At 29.0% G+C, this 19,695-nt stretch carries 18 protein-coding genes; 7 read left to right on the top strand and 11 right to left on the bottom strand.

Features of this window, described 5'->3' with window-relative positions:
• Nucleotides 1–376: 376 nt before the first annotated feature.
• The 7 genes from SYNTR_RS04045 to mnhG are packed head-to-tail and all read left to right on the top strand — an operon-like array spanning nucleotide 377 to nucleotide 6,131.
• On the top strand, nucleotides 377–2,782 hold the full coding sequence (locus tag SYNTR_RS04045; protein WP_156203323.1) for a Na+/H+ antiporter subunit A: 2,406 nt from the start codon (nucleotides 377–379) through the stop codon (nucleotides 2,780–2,782).
• Complete coding sequence (locus SYNTR_RS04050) at nucleotides 2,783–3,202, top strand: Na(+)/H(+) antiporter subunit B (protein WP_156203324.1); 420 nt, start codon at nucleotides 2,783–2,785, stop codon at nucleotides 3,200–3,202.
• The gene (locus SYNTR_RS04055) at nucleotides 3,203–3,541 is read left to right on the top strand and encodes a Na(+)/H(+) antiporter subunit C (protein ID WP_156203325.1); all 339 of its coding nucleotides are present in this window, start codon (nucleotides 3,203–3,205) and stop codon (nucleotides 3,539–3,541) included. It begins immediately after the preceding gene.
• Nucleotides 3,534–5,027, top strand: a complete 1,494-nt coding sequence (locus SYNTR_RS04060; RefSeq protein WP_156203326.1) for a Na+/H+ antiporter subunit D — start codon at nucleotides 3,534–3,536, stop codon at nucleotides 5,025–5,027. The genes SYNTR_RS04055 and SYNTR_RS04060 overlap by 8 nt, the downstream gene beginning before the upstream one ends.
• Nucleotides 5,028–5,048: 21 nt before the next feature.
• Nucleotides 5,049–5,525 (top strand): Na+/H+ antiporter subunit E, encoded by a 477-nt coding sequence (locus SYNTR_RS04065; RefSeq protein ID WP_156203327.1) that lies wholly within the window; start codon nucleotides 5,049–5,051, stop codon nucleotides 5,523–5,525.
• Nucleotides 5,525–5,806: a Na(+)/H(+) antiporter subunit F1 gene (locus tag SYNTR_RS04070; protein ID WP_156203328.1), complete on the top strand. Its 282-nt coding sequence runs from the start codon at nucleotides 5,525–5,527 to the stop codon at nucleotides 5,804–5,806. Before SYNTR_RS04065 ends, SYNTR_RS04070 begins: the two co-directional genes overlap by 1 nt.
• A gap of 28 nt (nucleotides 5,807–5,834) precedes the next feature.
• Nucleotides 5,835–6,131: a monovalent cation/H(+) antiporter subunit G gene (gene mnhG / locus SYNTR_RS04075; RefSeq protein ID WP_197079187.1), complete on the top strand. Its 297-nt coding sequence runs from the start codon at nucleotides 5,835–5,837 to the stop codon at nucleotides 6,129–6,131.
• Between the two features lie 83 nt (nucleotides 6,132–6,214).
• On the opposite strand, the gene SYNTR_RS04080 is transcribed toward mnhG, so the two are convergent.
• The 11 genes from SYNTR_RS04080 to miaB form a co-directional block, all read right to left on the bottom strand.
• Nucleotides 6,215–7,102, bottom strand: a complete 888-nt coding sequence (locus SYNTR_RS04080) for an AAA family ATPase (protein ID WP_156203329.1) — start codon at nucleotides 7,100–7,102, stop codon at nucleotides 6,215–6,217.
• A gap of 235 nt (nucleotides 7,103–7,337) precedes the next feature.
• Entirely contained in the window at nucleotides 7,338–7,583 is a 246-nt protein-coding gene (gene hfq / locus SYNTR_RS04085) for an RNA chaperone Hfq (RefSeq protein WP_197079229.1), read from the bottom strand.
• 42 nt (nucleotides 7,584–7,625) lie between these two features.
• Nucleotides 7,626–8,561: a tRNA (adenosine(37)-N6)-dimethylallyltransferase MiaA gene (gene miaA / locus SYNTR_RS04090; protein WP_156203331.1), complete on the bottom strand. Its 936-nt coding sequence runs from the start codon at nucleotides 8,559–8,561 to the stop codon at nucleotides 7,626–7,628.
• 23 nt (nucleotides 8,562–8,584) lie between these two features.
• Complete coding sequence (locus tag SYNTR_RS04095; RefSeq protein WP_156203332.1) at nucleotides 8,585–9,361, bottom strand: class I SAM-dependent methyltransferase; 777 nt, start codon at nucleotides 9,359–9,361, stop codon at nucleotides 8,585–8,587.
• A 6-nt stretch (nucleotides 9,362–9,367) separates the two neighbouring features.
• Nucleotides 9,368–11,113 carry a DNA mismatch repair endonuclease MutL gene (gene mutL / locus SYNTR_RS04100; RefSeq protein ID WP_156203333.1) on the bottom strand — a complete coding sequence of 582 codons (1,746 nt, stop codon included), beginning with the start codon at nucleotides 11,111–11,113 and terminating at the stop codon, nucleotides 9,368–9,370.
• 2 nt (nucleotides 11,114–11,115) lie between these two features.
• Nucleotides 11,116–12,459: a histone deacetylase family protein gene (locus SYNTR_RS04105; RefSeq protein ID WP_156203334.1), complete on the bottom strand. Its 1,344-nt coding sequence runs from the start codon at nucleotides 12,457–12,459 to the stop codon at nucleotides 11,116–11,118.
• Nucleotides 12,460–14,139 carry a hydantoinase/oxoprolinase family protein gene (locus tag SYNTR_RS04110; protein WP_156203335.1) on the bottom strand — a complete coding sequence of 560 codons (1,680 nt, stop codon included), beginning with the start codon at nucleotides 14,137–14,139 and terminating at the stop codon, nucleotides 12,460–12,462.
• A 20-nt stretch (nucleotides 14,140–14,159) separates the two neighbouring features.
• Entirely contained in the window at nucleotides 14,160–16,703 is a 2,544-nt protein-coding gene (mutS, locus tag SYNTR_RS04115; protein ID WP_156204689.1) for a DNA mismatch repair protein MutS, read from the bottom strand.
• Nucleotides 16,704–16,745: 42 nt separating this feature from the next.
• Nucleotides 16,746–17,534, bottom strand: coding sequence for a DUF1653 domain-containing protein (locus tag SYNTR_RS04120; RefSeq protein ID WP_156203336.1), 789 nt, complete (start codon nucleotides 17,532–17,534; stop codon nucleotides 16,746–16,748).
• 201 nt (nucleotides 17,535–17,735) lie between these two features.
• Nucleotides 17,736–18,125 (bottom strand): YlbF/YmcA family competence regulator, encoded by a 390-nt coding sequence (locus SYNTR_RS04125; RefSeq protein WP_156203337.1) that lies wholly within the window; start codon nucleotides 18,123–18,125, stop codon nucleotides 17,736–17,738.
• Between the two features lie 43 nt (nucleotides 18,126–18,168).
• The gene (gene miaB, locus SYNTR_RS04130; protein WP_156203338.1) at nucleotides 18,169–19,503 is read right to left on the bottom strand and encodes a tRNA (N6-isopentenyl adenosine(37)-C2)-methylthiotransferase MiaB; all 1,335 of its coding nucleotides are present in this window, start codon (nucleotides 19,501–19,503) and stop codon (nucleotides 18,169–18,171) included.
• Between the last annotated feature and the right edge of the window lie 192 nt (nucleotides 19,504–19,695).

Raw genomic sequence — 19,695 nt, forward strand, 5'->3', positions numbered from 1 at the left:
GTTTGATTCTGCTGCAAAAAGTAACTACAACAAACTTAAGGCTGAGCAAACATGTTTATCTAAGTCCTTAAGTAGCAAGGCGTGGTGCATAGATCACGGCTAAGTATAAATAAAAAATCATTTTAGATAATAAGTGCTAAGCTAAAATCTAAATTAATTAAAATTTAGGTATTTTTTGTTATTTTTGATTAGAGTATCTCTCCTTTGTTTAGCAAGCAAGAGCAATATTAGATTTTATTTAGCTATTATATTCGATATTTGCTTTTTTGAAGTTATTTCTACTAAATTATTTAATAAAAGCTAAAAATAAATTATATGTGGTGCAAATTTATCAATATCACATGTTTTAATATTTTGTTTTTAAGGAAGGATTTATATGAATTTATTATTAGTAATTCTTGCTCCATTTCTTTATGCTTTATTTATTCCTTTTTTATACAAACATACAAAACATATACATACAGGATGGTTTGTATTATGGTTACCAATAATTTTATTTGTTTATCTACTGAATTTTGTACCAGTTGTAGCAAAAGGTGACATAATTAAAAAGACTATTGATTGGGTACCTTCATTAGGCGTAAATTTCACTGTTTATATTGATGGGCTTGGTTTGCTTTTTGCTTTATTGATAACAGGGTTAGGAACTTTAGTTGTTTTATATTCTATTTATTATCTATCACTACAATCTGAACCACTAAACAATTTTTATGTTTATCTCCTCTTGTTTATGGGAGCTATGTTAGGTGTTGTATTATCTGACAACTTAATTGTTTTATATGTTTTTTGGGAATTAACTAGTTTATCATCATCTTTATTAATTGCTTATTGGTATCAGCGAGAAAAATCACGTTATGGCGCATTAAAATCATTGTTTATAACAGTTGCTGGTGGTTTTGCCATGTTAGCTGGTTTTGTTCTTCTTTATGCAATGACTGGTACTTTTAGTATTCGCGAAATCATAGCTCAAACAGATATTATAGTTAATCATGTATTATTTGTACCTTCAATGATACTTATTTTATTAGGTGCTTTTAGTAAATCTGCTCAATTCCCTTTCCATATTTGGTTACCTGATGCTATGGAGGCTCCAACTCCCATAAGTGCATATTTACATTCTGCTACTATGGTAAAAGCAGGTATTTTTTTAGTAGCCCGTTTAAGTCCTATTTATGCTGGCAATCCACATTGGTTTTGGATTATTTCAATAATAGGTATTATTACGTTATTCTGGGGAGCATTTTTTGCTATAAGACAAACCGACCTTAAATCTATTTTAGCCTATTCAACAGTTAGTCAGTTAGGTTTAATAATGTGTTTATTAGGTCTAGGATCAGCAGCTGTTCATTATAACTATGAGCAAATTTATACTGTAGCTACATTAGCAGCTATTTTACATTTAATTAATCATGCAACCTTTAAAGGGTCATTGTTTATGGTTGCTGGAATCATAGATCACCAAACTGGAACACGTGATATAGATAAATTAGGTGGTTTAGTAACAATAATGCCCATAACTTTTACATTAGCGATAATTGGTTCTTGTTCAATGGCTGGAATTTTTCCGTTTAATGGCTTTTTAAGTAAAGAGCTTTTTTATACAGGACTCATTAATTCTATAAATATAGAGACTTTTAATATGGAACTATGGGGTATTACTTTAATAGTTATTGCTTGGATAGCAAGTATTTTTACTTTTGTTTATAGTATGATTGTGGTTTTTAAGTCTTTTATGGGAAAACATAAACCATATTACCTAAAAAAAGAACCAAAAGAAGCATCTCTAGGATTAATTATTCCTCCAGCTATTTTAGCCTTTTTAGTTGTAATTTTAGGATTATTTCCTAATATATTGTCCCAGTCAATAATCGCACCAACGATGCATTCAATTTATGCTCTTGCTCCTACTCATATATTTGAAGTAAATATATATCATTGGCACGGCCTAACTCCAGAACTTTTTATGACTATAGGGGTAATTGTTATAGGTTTTCTACTTTATAAAAATTTAGATAAATGGTTAAAAGTTTACTCTGTTCTTAAATTAAACAAAAAAGAGCCATTAAACACAATTTATGATTGGTTTCTAGAATTATTGGATAGAGCTTCATTAAGAATTACACAATTACAAATGACTGGATTATTACGTGATTATTTAGCATATATTTTAATCTTTATGATTTTCTTGATTGGGTATACATTTTCTAAATATGTATCAACACAATATGTAATTCCAGAAATATCGATATATTCTTGGTACATTTTAATTTTTATATTTATGGCTATTTGTACAACAATAAGTATTTTATTTATTAATAGTCGTGTTACAGCTATTATTATAACTGGAATAATAGGATTTCAGTTGGCACTATTTTTTGTTATTTTTAGAGCCCCAGATTTAGCTTTGACAAAATTGTTAATTGAAACAGTTATGACAGTTTTATTTTTACTTTGCTTTTATCATTTACCTAAATTAAAAAAGGAAACATTTAAATCAACTTTTAAGCTAACTAATGCCCTTATTTCCATAGGTGTAGGTTTGATGGTAACAGTAATTGCATTTACCTCTATGGCACTTAGTAATGAAAATCCTATTAAACCTATTTCTAACTATTTTATAGAAAATTCTTATGAATTAGCTGGAGGAAAAAATTTAGTAAATGTTATCTTAGTTGATTTTAGAGGATTAGATACTCTATTAGAAGTTTTGGTTTTAGCTATTGCTGCTCTTGGTTTAATTGCTTTAATAAAGCATAGGGTAAAAGGAAAGGAAGATATATAAATGAATAGAAATCTCTTTTTCAACACTGTTGTAAGAACAATATTATTTATTATATTAGTTTTTTCAATATACCTTTTTTTTGCTGGCCATAATAATCCCGGGGGTGGCTTTATTGGTGGCTTAATGACTTCTGCAGCATTTGTTTTATTATATATATGTTTTGATATAGAAACAGTAGAAAAAATAATTCCTTTTAATTACGTTTTTTTAATTGTGTTGGGTTTATTACTTGCTACCGGTACTGGTATTATTGGCATATTTTTTGGTTATCCATATTTAACACAATTTTTTGACTATTTTGAGCTCCCAATTTTAGGTCAAACAGAACTAACTACAGCATTGTTATTTGATTTTGGAATATATTTGGTTGTTATTGGAACGAGTTTAAGAATAATACTAGATATTGCGGAGGATGATTAAATGGAAATCATGATGATTGTATATATAGGTGTTTTATTTACTGTTGGAACATATATGATTTTAACTAATGTTATATTGCGGATTATACTTGGTATTATACTTCTTTCACATGGAGCACATTTATTATTATTAACTATGTCAGGTTTAGGAGAAACTTCACCGCCTTTATTAGGTGAGAATGCTATATCTTATGCAGACCCACTTCCTCAAGCATTAATTTTAACTGCTATAGTTATTAATTTTGGAGTAACTGCATTTTTATTAGTTTTGGGATACCGTACTTATCAAGAACACCAAACCGACAATCTAGAAGAATTAAGGGGAAGTTCAGATGAATAATTTAATTATTGCACCAATTTTACTTCCTATGATTTTAGGTAGTATACTCATTCTTTTCACTCAAAAAATACATATTCAACGTATACTAGCAGCATTAACAGCTATTGCTCTATTATTTGTATCATTTTATCTTGCTTATGTTGTTTACTTATCACCTGATCAAATCATAACACTAGAGCTTGGTAGTTGGCCTGCTCCATTTGGAATAGTCTTAGTAGCTGATATGTTCGCTTCTTTAATGGTGATATTAGCTAGTCTTATTGGTCTAGTATGTCTATTTTTTGCTTTTAAAACTATCATTCATGAAAGACAAAAATATTATTTTTATCCTTTTTACTTTTTCTTACTTACTGGTGTTAATGGTGCTTTTCTAACAGGAGATTTATTTAATTTATTTGTATTCTTTGAAGTAATGCTTATCTCTTCATATGTACTAATTGTATTTGGCGGAACTGCCTATCAATTAAGAGAATCATTTAAATATGTAGTTATAAATATATTCTCATCTATTTTATTTATAGTAGCTATTGCTTATATATACGGTATCACAGGATCACTAAATTTGGCTGATATTGCTGTGAAAGTTGCAGTTCTTGAACAGCAAGGAGTTATTAACGTAATAGCTATATTATTATTAATAGTTTTTGGTTTGAAAGGTGCTTTGTTCCCTCTATATTTTTGGTTACCCAAATCATATTATGGACCACCTTCAGCAATTGCTGCGTTATTTGGTGGCTTGCTAACTAAAGTTGGTATTTATGCAATTATTCGTGTTTTTACATTAATTTTTACACATAATCCTGAATTTACTCATAATGTTATTTTAATAATAGCTGGATTAACAATGTTTTTTGGAGTTTTAGGAGCAGTATCACAATTTAATTTCAAAAGAATTTTATCTTATCACATAATTAGTCAGGTTGGATATATGGTAATGGGATTAGGTATATATACCCCCTTAGCTGTTGCAGGTGCTATTTATTACATTACCCATCATATTATTGTTAAATCTGCATTGTTTTTATTTGCGGGAGTCACCCAAAAGCTAACAGGTACATATGAATTAAATGAAATGGGAGGGGTAATAAAATCTTACCCTTGGCTTGGATGGCTATTTTTTATAACAGCTTTATCTCTAGCGGGAATTCCTCCACTAAGTGGATTTTTTAGTAAATTTGCATTGATCATAGCCGGAATACAGGAAGAACAATACTTTATAGTTTTTGTAAGTTTATTAGTTGGATTGTTAACTCTTTATTCAATGATGAAAATATTTAATAATGTTTTTTGGGGAGAAGAACAATATTTAGATGAAAAAACTACAGTTAAAAATGCTAATTGGTTGTTAATACCGATTGTACCATTAGTTTTACTAACCATTACTTTGGGTTTAGCTGCTGAACCAATATTTCAATATTCTTTAGGTATAGCAGAACAAATACTTGAACCAAGTAACTATATTAATTCAGTATTAAATGAATACTAAATATTGTAAGGAGATGACAATGTGGCTTTTCAAATAATTTTAAATATTATTTTGGCAGTTATCTGGATGCTATTACATGATAGAATTACACTTTTAGATTTTTTTATTGGTTATTCACTAGGAATTATTTTATTTTTTATAATGAGAAGGTTTCTACGATTTGATTTTTACTTTACACGAGTAATAGCTATTATTTATTTAATATTAATCTTTATTAAAGAATTAATTATCACTAATATTGATGTTGCCAAAATTGTTCTTAGTAAGGATATGAATATTAATCCTGGTATTATAGTTTATCCAACAGACTTGAAAAGAGATTGGGAGGTTGTATTTTTAGCATCAATAATTTCATTAACACCTGGAACAATTACAATGGCTTTTTCTGATGATGGACGAACTATATATATTCACTCACTTCACATTGAAGATAAAGAGGAAGCCATTAATCGTCTAAGACATACATTTGAAAAAACAATTATGGAGGTGTCACATTAATGCTACAATTATCTTTGTGGATAGGTTTGTATGCCATGGTTTTTTCAATCCTTCTTTGTTTAATTAGGGTAATTAATGGTCCTAGTACACCTGATCGAGTTATAGCATTAGATGCTATTGGTATAAATTTAATTGGAATTATTGGATTAATAATGATAATGCAAGAAACTTTAGCTTATGTTGATGTTGTGCTTGTTTTAGGTATTTTAGCCTTTATTAGCTCAATTGCATTAGCAAAATTTTTAGAAAGGGGTGTTGTTATTGATAGAAATAGTGATTAGCTTGTTTATTTTAATAGGAGGACTTTTTATGTTTTTAGGTTCACTGGCATTAGTCCGTTTTCCTGATGTTTTTACACGAACTAATGCTGCTACTAAAAGTGCTACGTTTGGTGTTTGTAGTACAATGCTAGCAACTTTTTTTTATTTTTTGTTTATACAAAATATTTTTGCAAGTAAAATTCTTTTAACTATTGTATTTGTATTTTTAACAGCACCAATTGTTGGATTTGTAGTATTAAAATCATCTTATAAATTAGGCATACCTATAGTTATCGAAGATGTTAACGAATTAGAAGATGATTTAGGAGAAGACCATGAAAGATAAAGTTAAAGTTATATATAAGATAAAACGGTGTATCCTATTTTAAAGATATCACCGTTATTGTATTATTATCCTCTTTTGTACACTTAAAGTTCGATACAGTCTGGATGTGGTAAATCAACATCTTCAATTGTCATTAATTCTTTTCTACTTAACATCTGTTTATCCACTAAACGAAGTGCTTGAAGTCTAATTGATTTTTCTACTAAATTTCTTACAAAGCGAGCATTACCACTATGTGGATGTCTGGATTTTACAAATTCATTTAGATAGTTTTTTAATTTCCAGCGACATTTACTACTTAATTCGTAATCTCTTTCATTATACATTTGTACAGCAATTTTAAAAAGCTGCTCACTATCATAGTCAGGAAACTCTATTTGTATTGGGAATCGAGATCTTAATCCTGGGTTTGATCTAATAAACAAATCCATTTCTTGACGGTATCCTGCAAGTATAACAATTAGGTTTTCTCTATGGTCCTCCATAGCTTTTACTATAGTAGCAATAGCTTCCTTGCCAAAATCTTTTTCTCCACCTTGTGCTAAAGTATAAGCTTCATCTATAAATAAAATACCTCCTATAGACTTATTAACCATTTCTTTAGTTTTTTGAGCTGTGTGACCAATATATTCACCAACTAAATCTGCTCTTTCTACCTCTATTAAATGGCCTTTAGAAAGTACACCTATATCAAACATTATTAACCCCAATAATCTAGCAAGAGTAGTCTTGCCAGTTCCAGGATTACCTTTAAATACCATGTGCAATACTATGGGATGTGCCTTTAACTGTTGTTCCGACCTCTTTTTTTGTACTAGTGCAAATGCACTAATTTCTGCAATAATTTTTTTTACCTCTTTTAGTCCGATAAGTTTTTCTAAGTCTTTAAATGAATCCTTTTTTGATAATTTATCTGAATTTATACTATGAATAACATTTTCCATAGCACTTTCAGTAGGCGTAAATTTCATTGAAATCTCCACTTTACCATTCACCTCAATAAATCTATAGTCTTTATTTATCTAGGTTATTATATGATGAATAGCTAAAAGTGGTGATATTATTAATAAAAATGCATACTACTCTGGAGTAAAGGGTATTGAGAGAATAATAATCATATAAAAAACCCCTTAGAGATAATATATATTAAACATTTAATATATATTATCTCTAAGGGGTTTTTTATTAATTTAAAATAAGCGTATATTATTCTTCGTTTTTTGCATCTATATTTATTATTCCCATAGCTTTTATTGGAGCTATAGTTGATATTGCATGTTTATAAACAAGCTGTTGTCTTTGTTCTACTTCTATTATTACTGTAAAATTGTCAAATCCTTTAACTACACCTTTTATTTGAAAACCATTAACTAAGTAAATTGTTACTGGGATTTTTTCTTTTCTTACTTGGTTTAAAAATGCATCTTGTAAATTAATTTGATTTTTACTCAAAGGTAATACACCTCTTTCTTTTTTCTCTAACATTTATTATTTCTACACACGTGGTGATACTCCTTCTATAAGTTTTATTATTTTTTCTACTAGTAGCTTTGGGTTATTTTCGTACCCTTGAACATTTAACCAGTTAATACGATTATCTTTTTTAAACCAAGTTAATTGTCGCTTTGCATATCTACGAGTCTGTTTTTTTATTTCTTTTATCATTTCATCATAAGTAATCATACCTTCTAGGTAAGAAAATACTTGCTTATAACCAAGTGCTTGCATAGAATTTAGACTTGTGTCATAACCCTTATTTCTTAATTCTGATACCTCTTCTATAAGTCCTTTACTAATCATTTTATCAACTCTTTGTTCAATATGTTCATATAAATATTTCCTCTCTAGATAAAGGCCTATTGCTTTTAAATTATATGTTTTGCCTTGCCTAGTTTGTAAATGAGAAAATGGTTTGCTGGTAATATCAAAAACTTCTAAAGCACGAATAATTCTTTTTTTATCATTAGTACTAATTTTATTAGCATATTCTGGATCATTTTTTTTTAATTCTAAATATAAATTTTCTAATCCTTTTTCATAATATTTTTTTTCCCACTTTTTTCTAACAGCTTCTTGTTTCTTTTGGGGAAAAAAGTGATAGTTATCTACTACACTTTGATAATAGAGTCCTGTACCTCCTACTAGTATAGGAAGCTTGTTTTTTTGGTTTATATTTTCTATTAATTCTTTAGCTTTTTTTTGATAATCAGCAACAGTAAAGTTTTCATGTGGTTGCACTATATCAATAAGATGATGATTAACGCCCATTTTTTCATTTTCATTTATTTTTGCTGTACCTATATCCATGCCTTTATAAATTTGCATAGAATCACAAGAAAGTATCTCACCATTTATACTTTGTGCTACTTTAACAGAAATATTAGTTTTTCCTACTCCAGTAGGCCCTACTATTGCAGCTAATTTTAACATTTTTACACCATCCATCAATAATTTTAGGTTTTTATATATCCGTATTTGATACTATTTTTTTTATTTTCTATAATATTTTTAAAACCTAATTTATCAAAAACATTACTGTCAGCTCTTTCTTTTAGGACAACACGCTTACTTGCAACTCTACAGGCTTCATTAATTGTATCTAAATCTATTTCATTATGGTTGGCTATTTTTCTAATTGGAGAAATAGGTTGACTACTAAGCAAAGGATTACGAAACATAGGATCAAAATAAACTATGTCATATTTGTTATCTTGAAGCTTAAGTAAGTAATCCTTGTGGTCACTGTTAATAACTTCTATTTTTTTAATAGCATTTGTTAGCCAAGTTATATTATTTTTATATGTTTTCATTCCCCATTTTACAGTTGTTGCCAGAGCAAATGATGATTCTAATCCAGTAATTTTACCATTTTCAGAAAAATACGATGCTACAATAGCATCTGCTCCGATTCCTAGAGTACAGTCTAAAAAACTATCACCTTTTTTTAAATCAGCAGCCTTTATAAGTAAGTCTGGTATGCCTTTTTTCCGATAGGCTGAAATTCTATTTTTTGCCATACTAGGATGAAAGAAAAATTTTTCTTCACCAATATAAAGTATAGGTCCATCTTGATGCCAAACTATTATAGTATTTACACCATTTTCTTCGCTAATCTTCTTAAGACTCTTCTTTTGTCTTGGAACATATTTTATCCCTGTATTTATAATAAATTCCTCGAATTGTTTATCTAAATGGTTAATTGAACTAGTTGTAGTTGCTATTATATTCATAATAATTTACCTTTTAAATTTTCTTTCTAAGTCTAATTTACTTAGATTAAAAATAGTTGGTCTTCCATGTGGACATGTCAGAAAATCATTGCATTGTAGCAAATCTTGCACTATTTTTTGTATCTCAGAATTAGATAAACGTTGATTTGCTTTTATTGCTTTCTTACATGACATTAAGATTTTTGTTTTATCTGCAATATCTTTTTGGTCTTCTTCATTTAAAATATCTATAATTTCATTAATAGTTGAATATTCATCACCTTTTATAAATGATGGTCCTGACCGTATTACACAAGAATTATCACCAAAGTAATCAATTTGAATACCTAATTTATCAAATGTTTCTTTATTGTTGAAAATGCAATCTATAGATTCTATTGGTAACTCTATTACTAAAGGTATTGCATATTGTTCGGAAGTAATATCTTCTTTAAAATAATTTGTGTATATAATTCTTTCATGAGCAGCATGTTGATCTATAAACCATATTGTATTTTCCTTCTCTACAATAATATATGTATCATATAGTTGACCAACTATTTTAAAATCATTTTGCACTGATTCATTTTGAGTTGTTATTATTTTTTCATTATTATATTTATCATTGCTAGTTTCATTTACATAGTTATTAGTAGTAACATTTTGAGATTGTGAATAAGGAAGTTTTTGAACTTCAATTGTTTCTTCTATACGAGTAGGTTTGAAATTATTAACTTTCTTATCTTTAAAAACATTTTCATTATTTTTTTCATGTCCAATGCTACTTATTTGTTGGCTTAAAATTGTATCTTTTATAACCTCATTTATTAATCTGAAAATAGTTCTTTCATCATTAAATCGAATTTCTGTTTTTTGTGGGTGAACATTAACATCTATTTCCTCAGGTTTAATTTCTAAAAATAAAAAAACTAATGGAAATTCTCTTGAAACTAGAAGGCCCTTGTAGGCCTCCTCAACAGCTTTATATAACATAGGACTCTTTATACATCTATTATTGACAAAAAACAATTGATTTTTTCGACTTGACCTTACATTTCTAGGTTTAGAAATAAAACCTTTAAGATTATAATTTTCCCCCTTATATTCTAGGGGTATTAAGCCAATTAAAAAATCGGTTCCAAAGATGCTTAAAATAGTATCTCCTAAGTTATCATTTCCTGGTGTTTTAAAATATAATTTTTTATTGCTTTTTAATGTTATAGATAAATCTTTTCTAGATAGTGCTAGTTTAGTAACTATTTCATTTATAGCGTTATTCTCAGCAACTGGTGTTTTTAAAAATTTACGCCTTGCTGGGGTATTGTAAAATAAGTCTTTTACAACTATTCTAGTACCTTCTGGACAAGGATAGTTTACTATTTCAGTAATCTCCCCTGCTTCAATTATGGCCTTAGCTCCATTATGACCAGCTTTTTTGCTTTGTATTTCCACACGAGAAACAGAAGCTATACTAGGTAACGCTTCTCCTCTAAATCCCATTGTATATATTTTGAACAAATCTGATTCATTTGTTATTTTACTAGTTGCATGTCTGGTAAAGGCTAATGGCAACTGTTCTTTAGTCATGCCCACACCATCATCTTCAATGATTATTTCATCTAATCCACCATTTATGATAGTTATATCTATATTTTTTGCATTTGCATCAATTGAGTTTTCTACTAATTCTTTAACTACTGAGGCTGGTTTTTCTATTACCTCACCAGCAGCAATTTTGTTAATAACATCATCTTTTAATAAGTGTATGCTCATATTTATAAAACCTTTTCAATGTTAGTTTTCATGTTAGTACTTCTATACTCGTCTCCTAACCTATCTTGTAAATATATATAATCAAAAAATGAACTATTTTCTATCAAGTCTTTATACGCAGATTTAGCTTCTTCTTGACATGTACTACAGGAGTTTGAAGGTATAGAAATACAATATACTCTGACTACTTTACCATCTCTATGATGTGCTGTTGAGTCTATCATTCTATAGCCACTACATTTATTACATACTCTGTATTTATTATATTGTTCTTCATTTATAAATTCAGTGTCATAAAATACACTTTTATAATCTTGAATCAATTTTCCCCTTTTCTTTTTGTTTTGTGCAATAACATCCTCACGATTTCGAAAGTTTTCTAGCTGTATGTTAACCATTTTTTTAATGTATTCCATGTTTTCGGGAGACTCACTAAAAGATTTGTAATCTGGTTCATAGTAATTTGAATAATCTATACCTGCCATTGCCATAATTATTCCTAGGTTAATATAAGGTAAGGCTGTTTCAACTGAATACCCACCTTCAAGAACTGCTATATCTGGCGCTAATTTAGTATTTAGCTTAGCATAGCCTTGAGCTGTAAAACGCATATTTGCTAATGGATCACTGTAATGGTTATCCTGACCTGCTGAATTTACTATTAAATCAGGTTTAAATTCTTCTATTAATGGTAGTATGAGATTATCTAATATATAATGAATACCCACATCTGTTGTTCCAGGAATTAAAGGTATATTAATGTTCGTACCATATGCTTGTGGAGTTCCTAGTTCATCAATAAATCCTGTACCAGGAAAAATTGTTCTACCGTCTTGGTGAAATGATATACATAATACATCAGGATCATTGTAATAAATTTCAGAAGTTCCATCACCATGGTGTACATCAGTATCAACAATGACAATTTTTTTAATACCATAATTTTTTCTAATGTACTCAACCATAATTGCTTCATTATTAATATTACAAAAACCTCTATTGCCATGTGATACAGTCATTGCATGATGTCCAGGTGGACGAATAATGGCAAATGCATTTTTTATTTCTTTGTTAAAAAATGCATCAGCCATAACAAGTGAACCACCTGCTGCTATTAGATGGGCTTTTAGTATTTGCGACTCTATATCAGGAATACAAAAATGTACCCTAGCTATATCTTTTATTTCAGCTAATCGCGGCTGATATTCTTTTATTTCCTGTAAATCCATAACTCCTTCTTCAAAAATAAGATCACGTGTGTATAAAAGTCTTTCTTCTCTCTCAGGATGTGTTGGGGTTATTGCCCAATCAAATGCTGGAAAAAATAAAAGTCCGGTTTGCTTCATTTATTTCACCCCCGTAAATTCATTAATTAATCCGGGTTTTATTTGTATGCCTATTTCAAAAATTTTTCCTACTCTATCCCAGTTTCTTATCATATTAAATTGTTCTTCTAAATAAAATTCTGCATTAGTAGCATAACCTGTAACATCATTTTGATCTGCAATATATTGTAAATACTCATAAGCAATTTTTTTAGCATCTTCTAATTGAATATTGTTAACATTCTTTAATTTTCCGGTATAACCATCTAAATCTATAACATATTTTTTATTCTCTGTATCTAAATGCATATTAAATCCTATTGTTGGTCTTGATAAACAAGCACCTAATGCATTTGCTACTGAAGAATGCTGATTAATCTCATAGTCAATGCCCATATTGTCTGCAACAACAGGGATTATAGCATTTGCAGCAGCACCTATTCCTACAATTTGTTCGGGTATAAATTGTTTTTTATTCAATATTTCCCAAATTCTATAGGCTGGTTCAGTCTCCCACTCTTTAAACATATTATTTATGGCAAAAGTTAATTCATTAATAACTTTTGCTATAACTTTATCGCAAACCTCTAATATATCTATACCTAATTGTTCTGCAAGTTTTCTTAAGCTTTCTTCCGATAAATGCATATTTCCTATATCTAATTTGTATCTTAAATTAAAAGCATCAGTAGTTGTAGGACAGGGTCCATTAAAACAAGCTGCAGGACCTTTTCTTTCTGGTCCTACTAAGATATCGTCATTTTTAATGGTGATAGCACTATCACCACCTAAGTTAATAGACCTTACTGCAAATGAATTAATATGAGTATATTTTTCATTAATTCTTGCACCTTTAGAAGCATATAATGGGTCTCCTTCTATTAATAATGCAATATCTGATGTTGTTCCACCTATATCAACAACTATAGAGTTTTTACTGTCCATTGTAGTTGCTATTGCACCCATGGTGCTTGCGGCAGGTCCTGAAAAAATTGTTTCACATGGTCTTTTTCTGGCATTTTGTATGGACATTGTTCCACCATCTGCCTTTAATATTTCGATCTTAGCATTTAGGTTTCTTTCTTGAAATGCTTTCTGTAGATCATCTACAAATGCATTCCATTGAAAATTAGTCATAGCTGTGTAGTAAGTTGTGACTGCTCTACGAGCAAAATTTAATGGACCGGCTACTTCATTACCAGTAATCACCTTTGCATCTGAATATTTATCATTAATTATTTGTTTAATTTTATTTTCAAATGATGCATTACGATTAGAAAATTTTGACACAACTGCAATGTTTTTAATGCCATCAGCTCTTATCTTATCTACAATCTCAATGACTTCTTCCTCTTTTATTTTTTCATATACCCTGCCCCTAAAATCTATACCTCCACTAAGGAAGAAGGTCTTTTTAAAAAAATTAAAATAAGAATAAGGTAAACCTCTACCTGGAATTAGTATAAGGGCTGTTTTTTCACCACTTTGGGTTGCTATTATATTTGTTATTAGGGTTGTACTAATGACCACTCTTTTTATATCCTTTGGATTACATGATTTAAGAAGTTCATCAAGTACAAAAAATAAAGTCGTTTGCAGATTTTGATTATCTGTAGGATTTTTTACTGTTTTTTTAACTGATTTATTATCAAATAGCACTCCATCAGTAAAAGTCCCACCAACATCAATACCTATTAGCAAATAAGCCACCTCCTTTAAAATTAAACCAAACCTTTTAAACGGTATAAAAGGTTTAGAGCTTCCTTAGGGGTAATATCATCTGGATTTATTTTTTTTATTTCTTTAACTACTATATTTTCATCATCATTAAATAAACTTAATTGAGTTATATCTTGTTTATATTCATAATAATTAGTATTTTCTAAATGTACTAATATATCATTTGAACGTTGGATAACTTCTTTAGGTAAACCCGCAAGCTTAGCAACATCTATTCCATAGCTCTTATCAGCTTTTCCTGGTAGGACTTTTTTCAGAAACACAACTTGATCCCCCGTTTCTAACACAGAAACGCATAAGTTAACCATTCCTTCAAATTCATCAGCAAGAGAAGTTAATTCATGATAATGAGTAGCAAAGAGTGTTTTAGCACCAATATTTTCATGAATATATTCGCCTACAGCTCTAGCTATACTTAATCCGTCATAAGTACTTGTCCCTCTACCAATTTCATCAAGAATAATTAAACTGTTTTTTGTAGAATTATTAATAATATTTGCAACTTCAGTCATTTCCATCATAAAGGTACTTTGTCCTGATGCTAAATCATCTGATGCACCTACACGTGTAAAAATTTTATCAACTATACCAATATTGGCATATTCAGCAGGAATAAAACAGCCTATTTGTGTCATTATTACTAACAAGGCTATTTGACGCATATATGTACTTTTACCACCCATATTAGGACCAGTAATTATTAAAAATCTAGAATCATCCATGTTTAAATCAACGTTATTAGGAACAAATCGAGCATTAGCAAGAGTTTTTTCTACAACTGGATGTCTACCAGCTTTAATTTCTATAGTTCCTTCTGAGTTTAATTGAGGACGTATATAATCATTTATATACGCTGTCTCAGACATTGAATATAATGTATCTAGTATAGCAATTTGTGCTGCTGTTTTTTGAATTCTACTAGTATTTTCACTTATTTTTTGACGTATTTGCAAAAAGATTTTGTATTCTAATTCAAAAAGTTTATCTTTAGAAGTAATTATTTTTGTTTCAAAATCTTTAAGTTCTTCTGTTATGTATCTTTCTGTATTTGCTAGTGTTTGTTTCCTAATATAATCATCTGGAACAAGATGGAGATTTGATTTACTTACTTCTAGATAATATCCAAAAACCTTATTAAAACTTACTTTTAAGTTTTTAATTCCTGTTTTACTTTTTTCTTTTTGCTCATATTCTATTAACCATTGACTCCCTTGCTCCTTCAATTTGCGAAGTTCATCTATTTCAGAATTAAATCCTTTTTTAATTATATCTCCTTCTTTTATAATTACGGGTGCATCATCGTTAATAGAATTTTCTATAAAAGAAGAAATTTCGTCTAAGATATCTAATTCTGCTATTTTTGTTAAGTATTCCGAATGTGTACTAGAATATAAATCTGCTAATTCAGGCAACTTATTAATTGAATTTTTTAATGCTAACAAGTCCTTAGGGTTAGCAATATCAGCTCCAATACGCCCCACTAATCTCTCTAAATCATAGATTGATTCTAGTAATTTTTTGGTATCAGTTCGTAAAATTAAATTGTTTCTAAGCTCTTCAACTGCATCAAGTCTTTTATTTATATCATCAATCTTTTTTAATGGTTGTTCAATCCATTTTTTTAAGTTTCGTTTTCCCATCGCTGTACAGCATTTATCAATTATATTATATAGAGTCCCGTCTTTTTTTCTTTCTTTCATATTATAAATTAATTCGAGATTTTTTCGGGTTACGAAATCTAATTCGACAAACATACTTTCCTTATAAAACTTTACTTGTTTAATGTGTTTTAGACTTCTTTTATGTGTTTCACTTAAATATTTAATTATTACTGCAATAGACATAATACAGGTAGAACTATAATTTGTATTTAGTTCTTCTGTTATTTCTGCTTTATAATGGTCTTTTATGACTTGTTTGGCTTGTTCAAAATCTTCAATATAATCTACATTATTAAAATTAGTTGATATTATGTTTTCAAACTTTGTATCTTTTATTAAAGTGTTAGGAGAACTAATCAAGCACTCTGAAGGAAAAATCCTTAAAATTTCATTTTCTATTTCTAAATATGCGTTATCACCTGAATATTCTGTAACCCAAAAATCACCTGTTGTTATATCAATGTATGATAGGCCAAATTTTTGTTCATATTCTACTACAGCGGCTAAATAATTATTTTCAGATTCATCTAACATATAATCTTCTAATATAGTTCCTGGAGTTATAACCCTAGTAACTTCTCTTTTCACTATTCCTTTTGCATCTTTTGGATCTTGAACTTGCTCGCAAATTGCAACTTTATAGCCACGATTAATTAATTTATGTATGTAGTTATTTACAGAATGATATGGTACACCACACATGGGAATTTTATTTGATCCACCATCTCTTGCTGTTAATACTATCTCAAGTTCTTTTGCGGCAATTTTAGCATCTTCAAAAAACATTTCATAAAAATCACCTAAACGGAAAAAGAGAATAGCGTCTTGATATCGTTCTTTTATTTCTAAATACTGTTGTATCATAGGGGTATATTGAATAGTCACTTATAGTCCCTCCTGGTGTATTTAATCATCAATTAATTCAAATCTATTAACTATTCTGTTTTCAAGCTCTAATTCCTTTTTTCCTGCAAACATCTCATAAGGGCGGGCATAGACAATTCCAGTTTGCAGGTCTTTATAAACTACTAAAGGACTATAATTTTCTGAATGATAAGCTATAGTAATAACTTCAAATATATCACCTTTAAAATGACGGTATTTTTCACCTGATTTAATTTTTATCTTTAATGGTTCTGTATTTATTTCTTTATTAATTATGTCTTTTAATTGATCATAAGCATATTCTAATGTATCAATATTATAAACAACATAATCACAAGTGTTTAAATCCCGAATTTCTTGTTTTGCAAGCTCAATTCTTCTATTTTTCTCTTGTTTACTAGAATCTCTATTATTTATTACTTCAATGATTTCTTTTAAATCTCTATAAATAAAAATGCTTACTACGTTTTGTGGACCTAAGCTTTTCTTTAGTGTTCTAATTCCCTCTGTCGTCATTATTATTAATCCATGTTTACCTGTATTTTTAACTCTTTGCAATTCATCAGCTGTTATTCCATAAATATTGTCTACATAAACAATTTCTTCTATGATTTTATTATCAACACAGTATTCTAAATACTTTTCTCTATTTATAAAATAATAATCTTTTCCATCTTTTTCGCTTGATCTTTTTTTTCTAGTAGTAAATGAAACAATAGGCTCTAGAAAGTCATTATCATTTAATAATAAATAATCCATTAGTGCTGTTTTGCCTGTTGCTGAAGGGCCATTGAGTACAAAAACTTTCATTTAATTTTGACCTCCTTTACATGTATGATTAATATGATTTAATTTAGTAACACAAGCTAAACTAATAATATATAATCAGTGCTTTAATGATATGGTACTTTTTACATTTGCATAATTTTTATTTTAAGTATAAATGATAAAAAATAAAAGGATAGATCATATAATATGATCTATCCTTCATAGTATTATCTTGACCTTTGACTATTGACTACAATCTGAACCACATGTGCCGCAATCAGATGGTGCGCAGTTTTCTCCACCAGATATTGCTTGGTTCATTGCAAAGTAAACTCCTTGCATTAAATTATCAAATTTTTCTTGTGCAGCAATTAATTCTTTTACAAGGCTATTACTATTTAGTTGCTGTTCTAAAATTTGCACATGGCTTTCTTCATTATCAGGTACAATTATACCTTCATTAGCTTTGTTGTCTAATTTAGTTTTAGCATCCTGATAACGCATAATTAAATCATATGCCTCTTTGTCCTCGGTAAGTTTTGCTTGAACATCTTTTAAGTTCTGAATTTCATCAGAACTAGCAATGGCGTTTCCTAAATCGAATGCCATTTTTACAATTGATTCTGTACTCAAAATTTACTCCTCCTAATTATTGGTTTTTATCCTTAGATTGGCATTATGATACATAATCACCAAATAAAGAAAACGTTTTTCCTTCTTCTATTCTAACATTTATAAGCTGTCCTATTAAGTCTTTAGAACCAGAAAATATAATTATTCTATTACAACGAGTTCTACCTGTTAACCTCTCAGTATTAGTTTTACTAGTACCTTCAACTAAAATTTCAACTGTTTTTCCCTCCAAACTTTTATTTATTTCAGTTGCAATTGAATATTGTAATTTATTCAATCGGTTTAAACGCTCTTTTTTTGTTTCTAATTCAATTTGTTCTTCAAGCGAAGCAGCTTTTGTTCCAGTCCTAACTGAATACATAAAGGTAAATGCAGCATCAAATTTTACTTTATCAACCATATCTAAGGTATCTTCGAAATCTTGTTCAGTTTCTCCGGGAAATCCAACTATTAAATCGCTTGTAATTGATACTCCCGGTATTCGATCTCTCATTCTTTTTGTTAATTCTAAATAATGATCTCTTGTGTAATTACGATTCATAAGTTTCAAAACCTTATTGCTTCCTGCTTGTAAAGGAACGTGTATATGCTCGCACACCTTATTATTATTTCTAATAGCATCTATTAAATTATCAGACATATCTTTTGGATGAGAAGTTGTAAATCTAATTCGTTCTATTCCATTAATTTCATTAACTTTATATAACAATCTGGAAAAATCAGTTTCATTTTGTAGGCCTTTACCATATGAATTAACATTTTGACCTAAAAGAGTTACCTCTTTATATCCTAATTCAGCTAACTCTTTTATTTCAGCAACTATATCTTGAGGTTCTCTGCTTCTTTCTCTACCTCGGGTATAAGGGACAATACAATAACTACAAAAATTATTACAACCATACATTATATTGACAAAAGCACTAATACCTTCCTTTCTTTTAGAAGGTAATGATTCTACTACTGTACCCTCTTTATCCCAAACTCTTAGTATAGGATTTTTTTCCTGATTTGCTTCCTCTATTAAACGTGGCAACTCATGTACATTATGTGTTCCAAAAAGTATATCTACACCTGTATTTTTTAATTTTTGCTGTACCTCATTAAGTTGAGCCATACAGCCTCCAAAAGCAATTAATAGTTCTTTATTATTTTTTTTAAATTTATTTATTTCTCCTAATTTTCCATATACTTTGTTTTCAGCAGAATGACGTACACTACAAGTATTAAATATAACTAAATCAGCATCTGAAGGGCTATTCGTTTCAATATACCCCATAGATTCAACTAATCCTGCTATGATTTCTGAATCTCTAACATTCATTTGACAACCATAAGTTAATATATGATATTTTTTTATTTCTTCACTATAATCAACCATTTATATTAATATCCTCCTGACACTTTTCCCTCATTTGTATTATTAAGATTAAAGTATTTGTAATGTAATCAATTTGATTGTATCGCAAAAATAGAGAGTTGTTAACTATTAAGACAACAACTCTAATTAAATGAGTAACATTAATAATCAATATTGTATTACACTGCAGCAAAACCTTAGATAAAAATGTTT

It is taken from the genome of Candidatus Syntrophocurvum alkaliphilum (assembly GCF_009734445.1).
GTDB lineage: Bacteria > Bacillota > Syntrophomonadia > Syntrophomonadales > Syntrophomonadaceae > Syntrophocurvum > Syntrophocurvum alkaliphilum.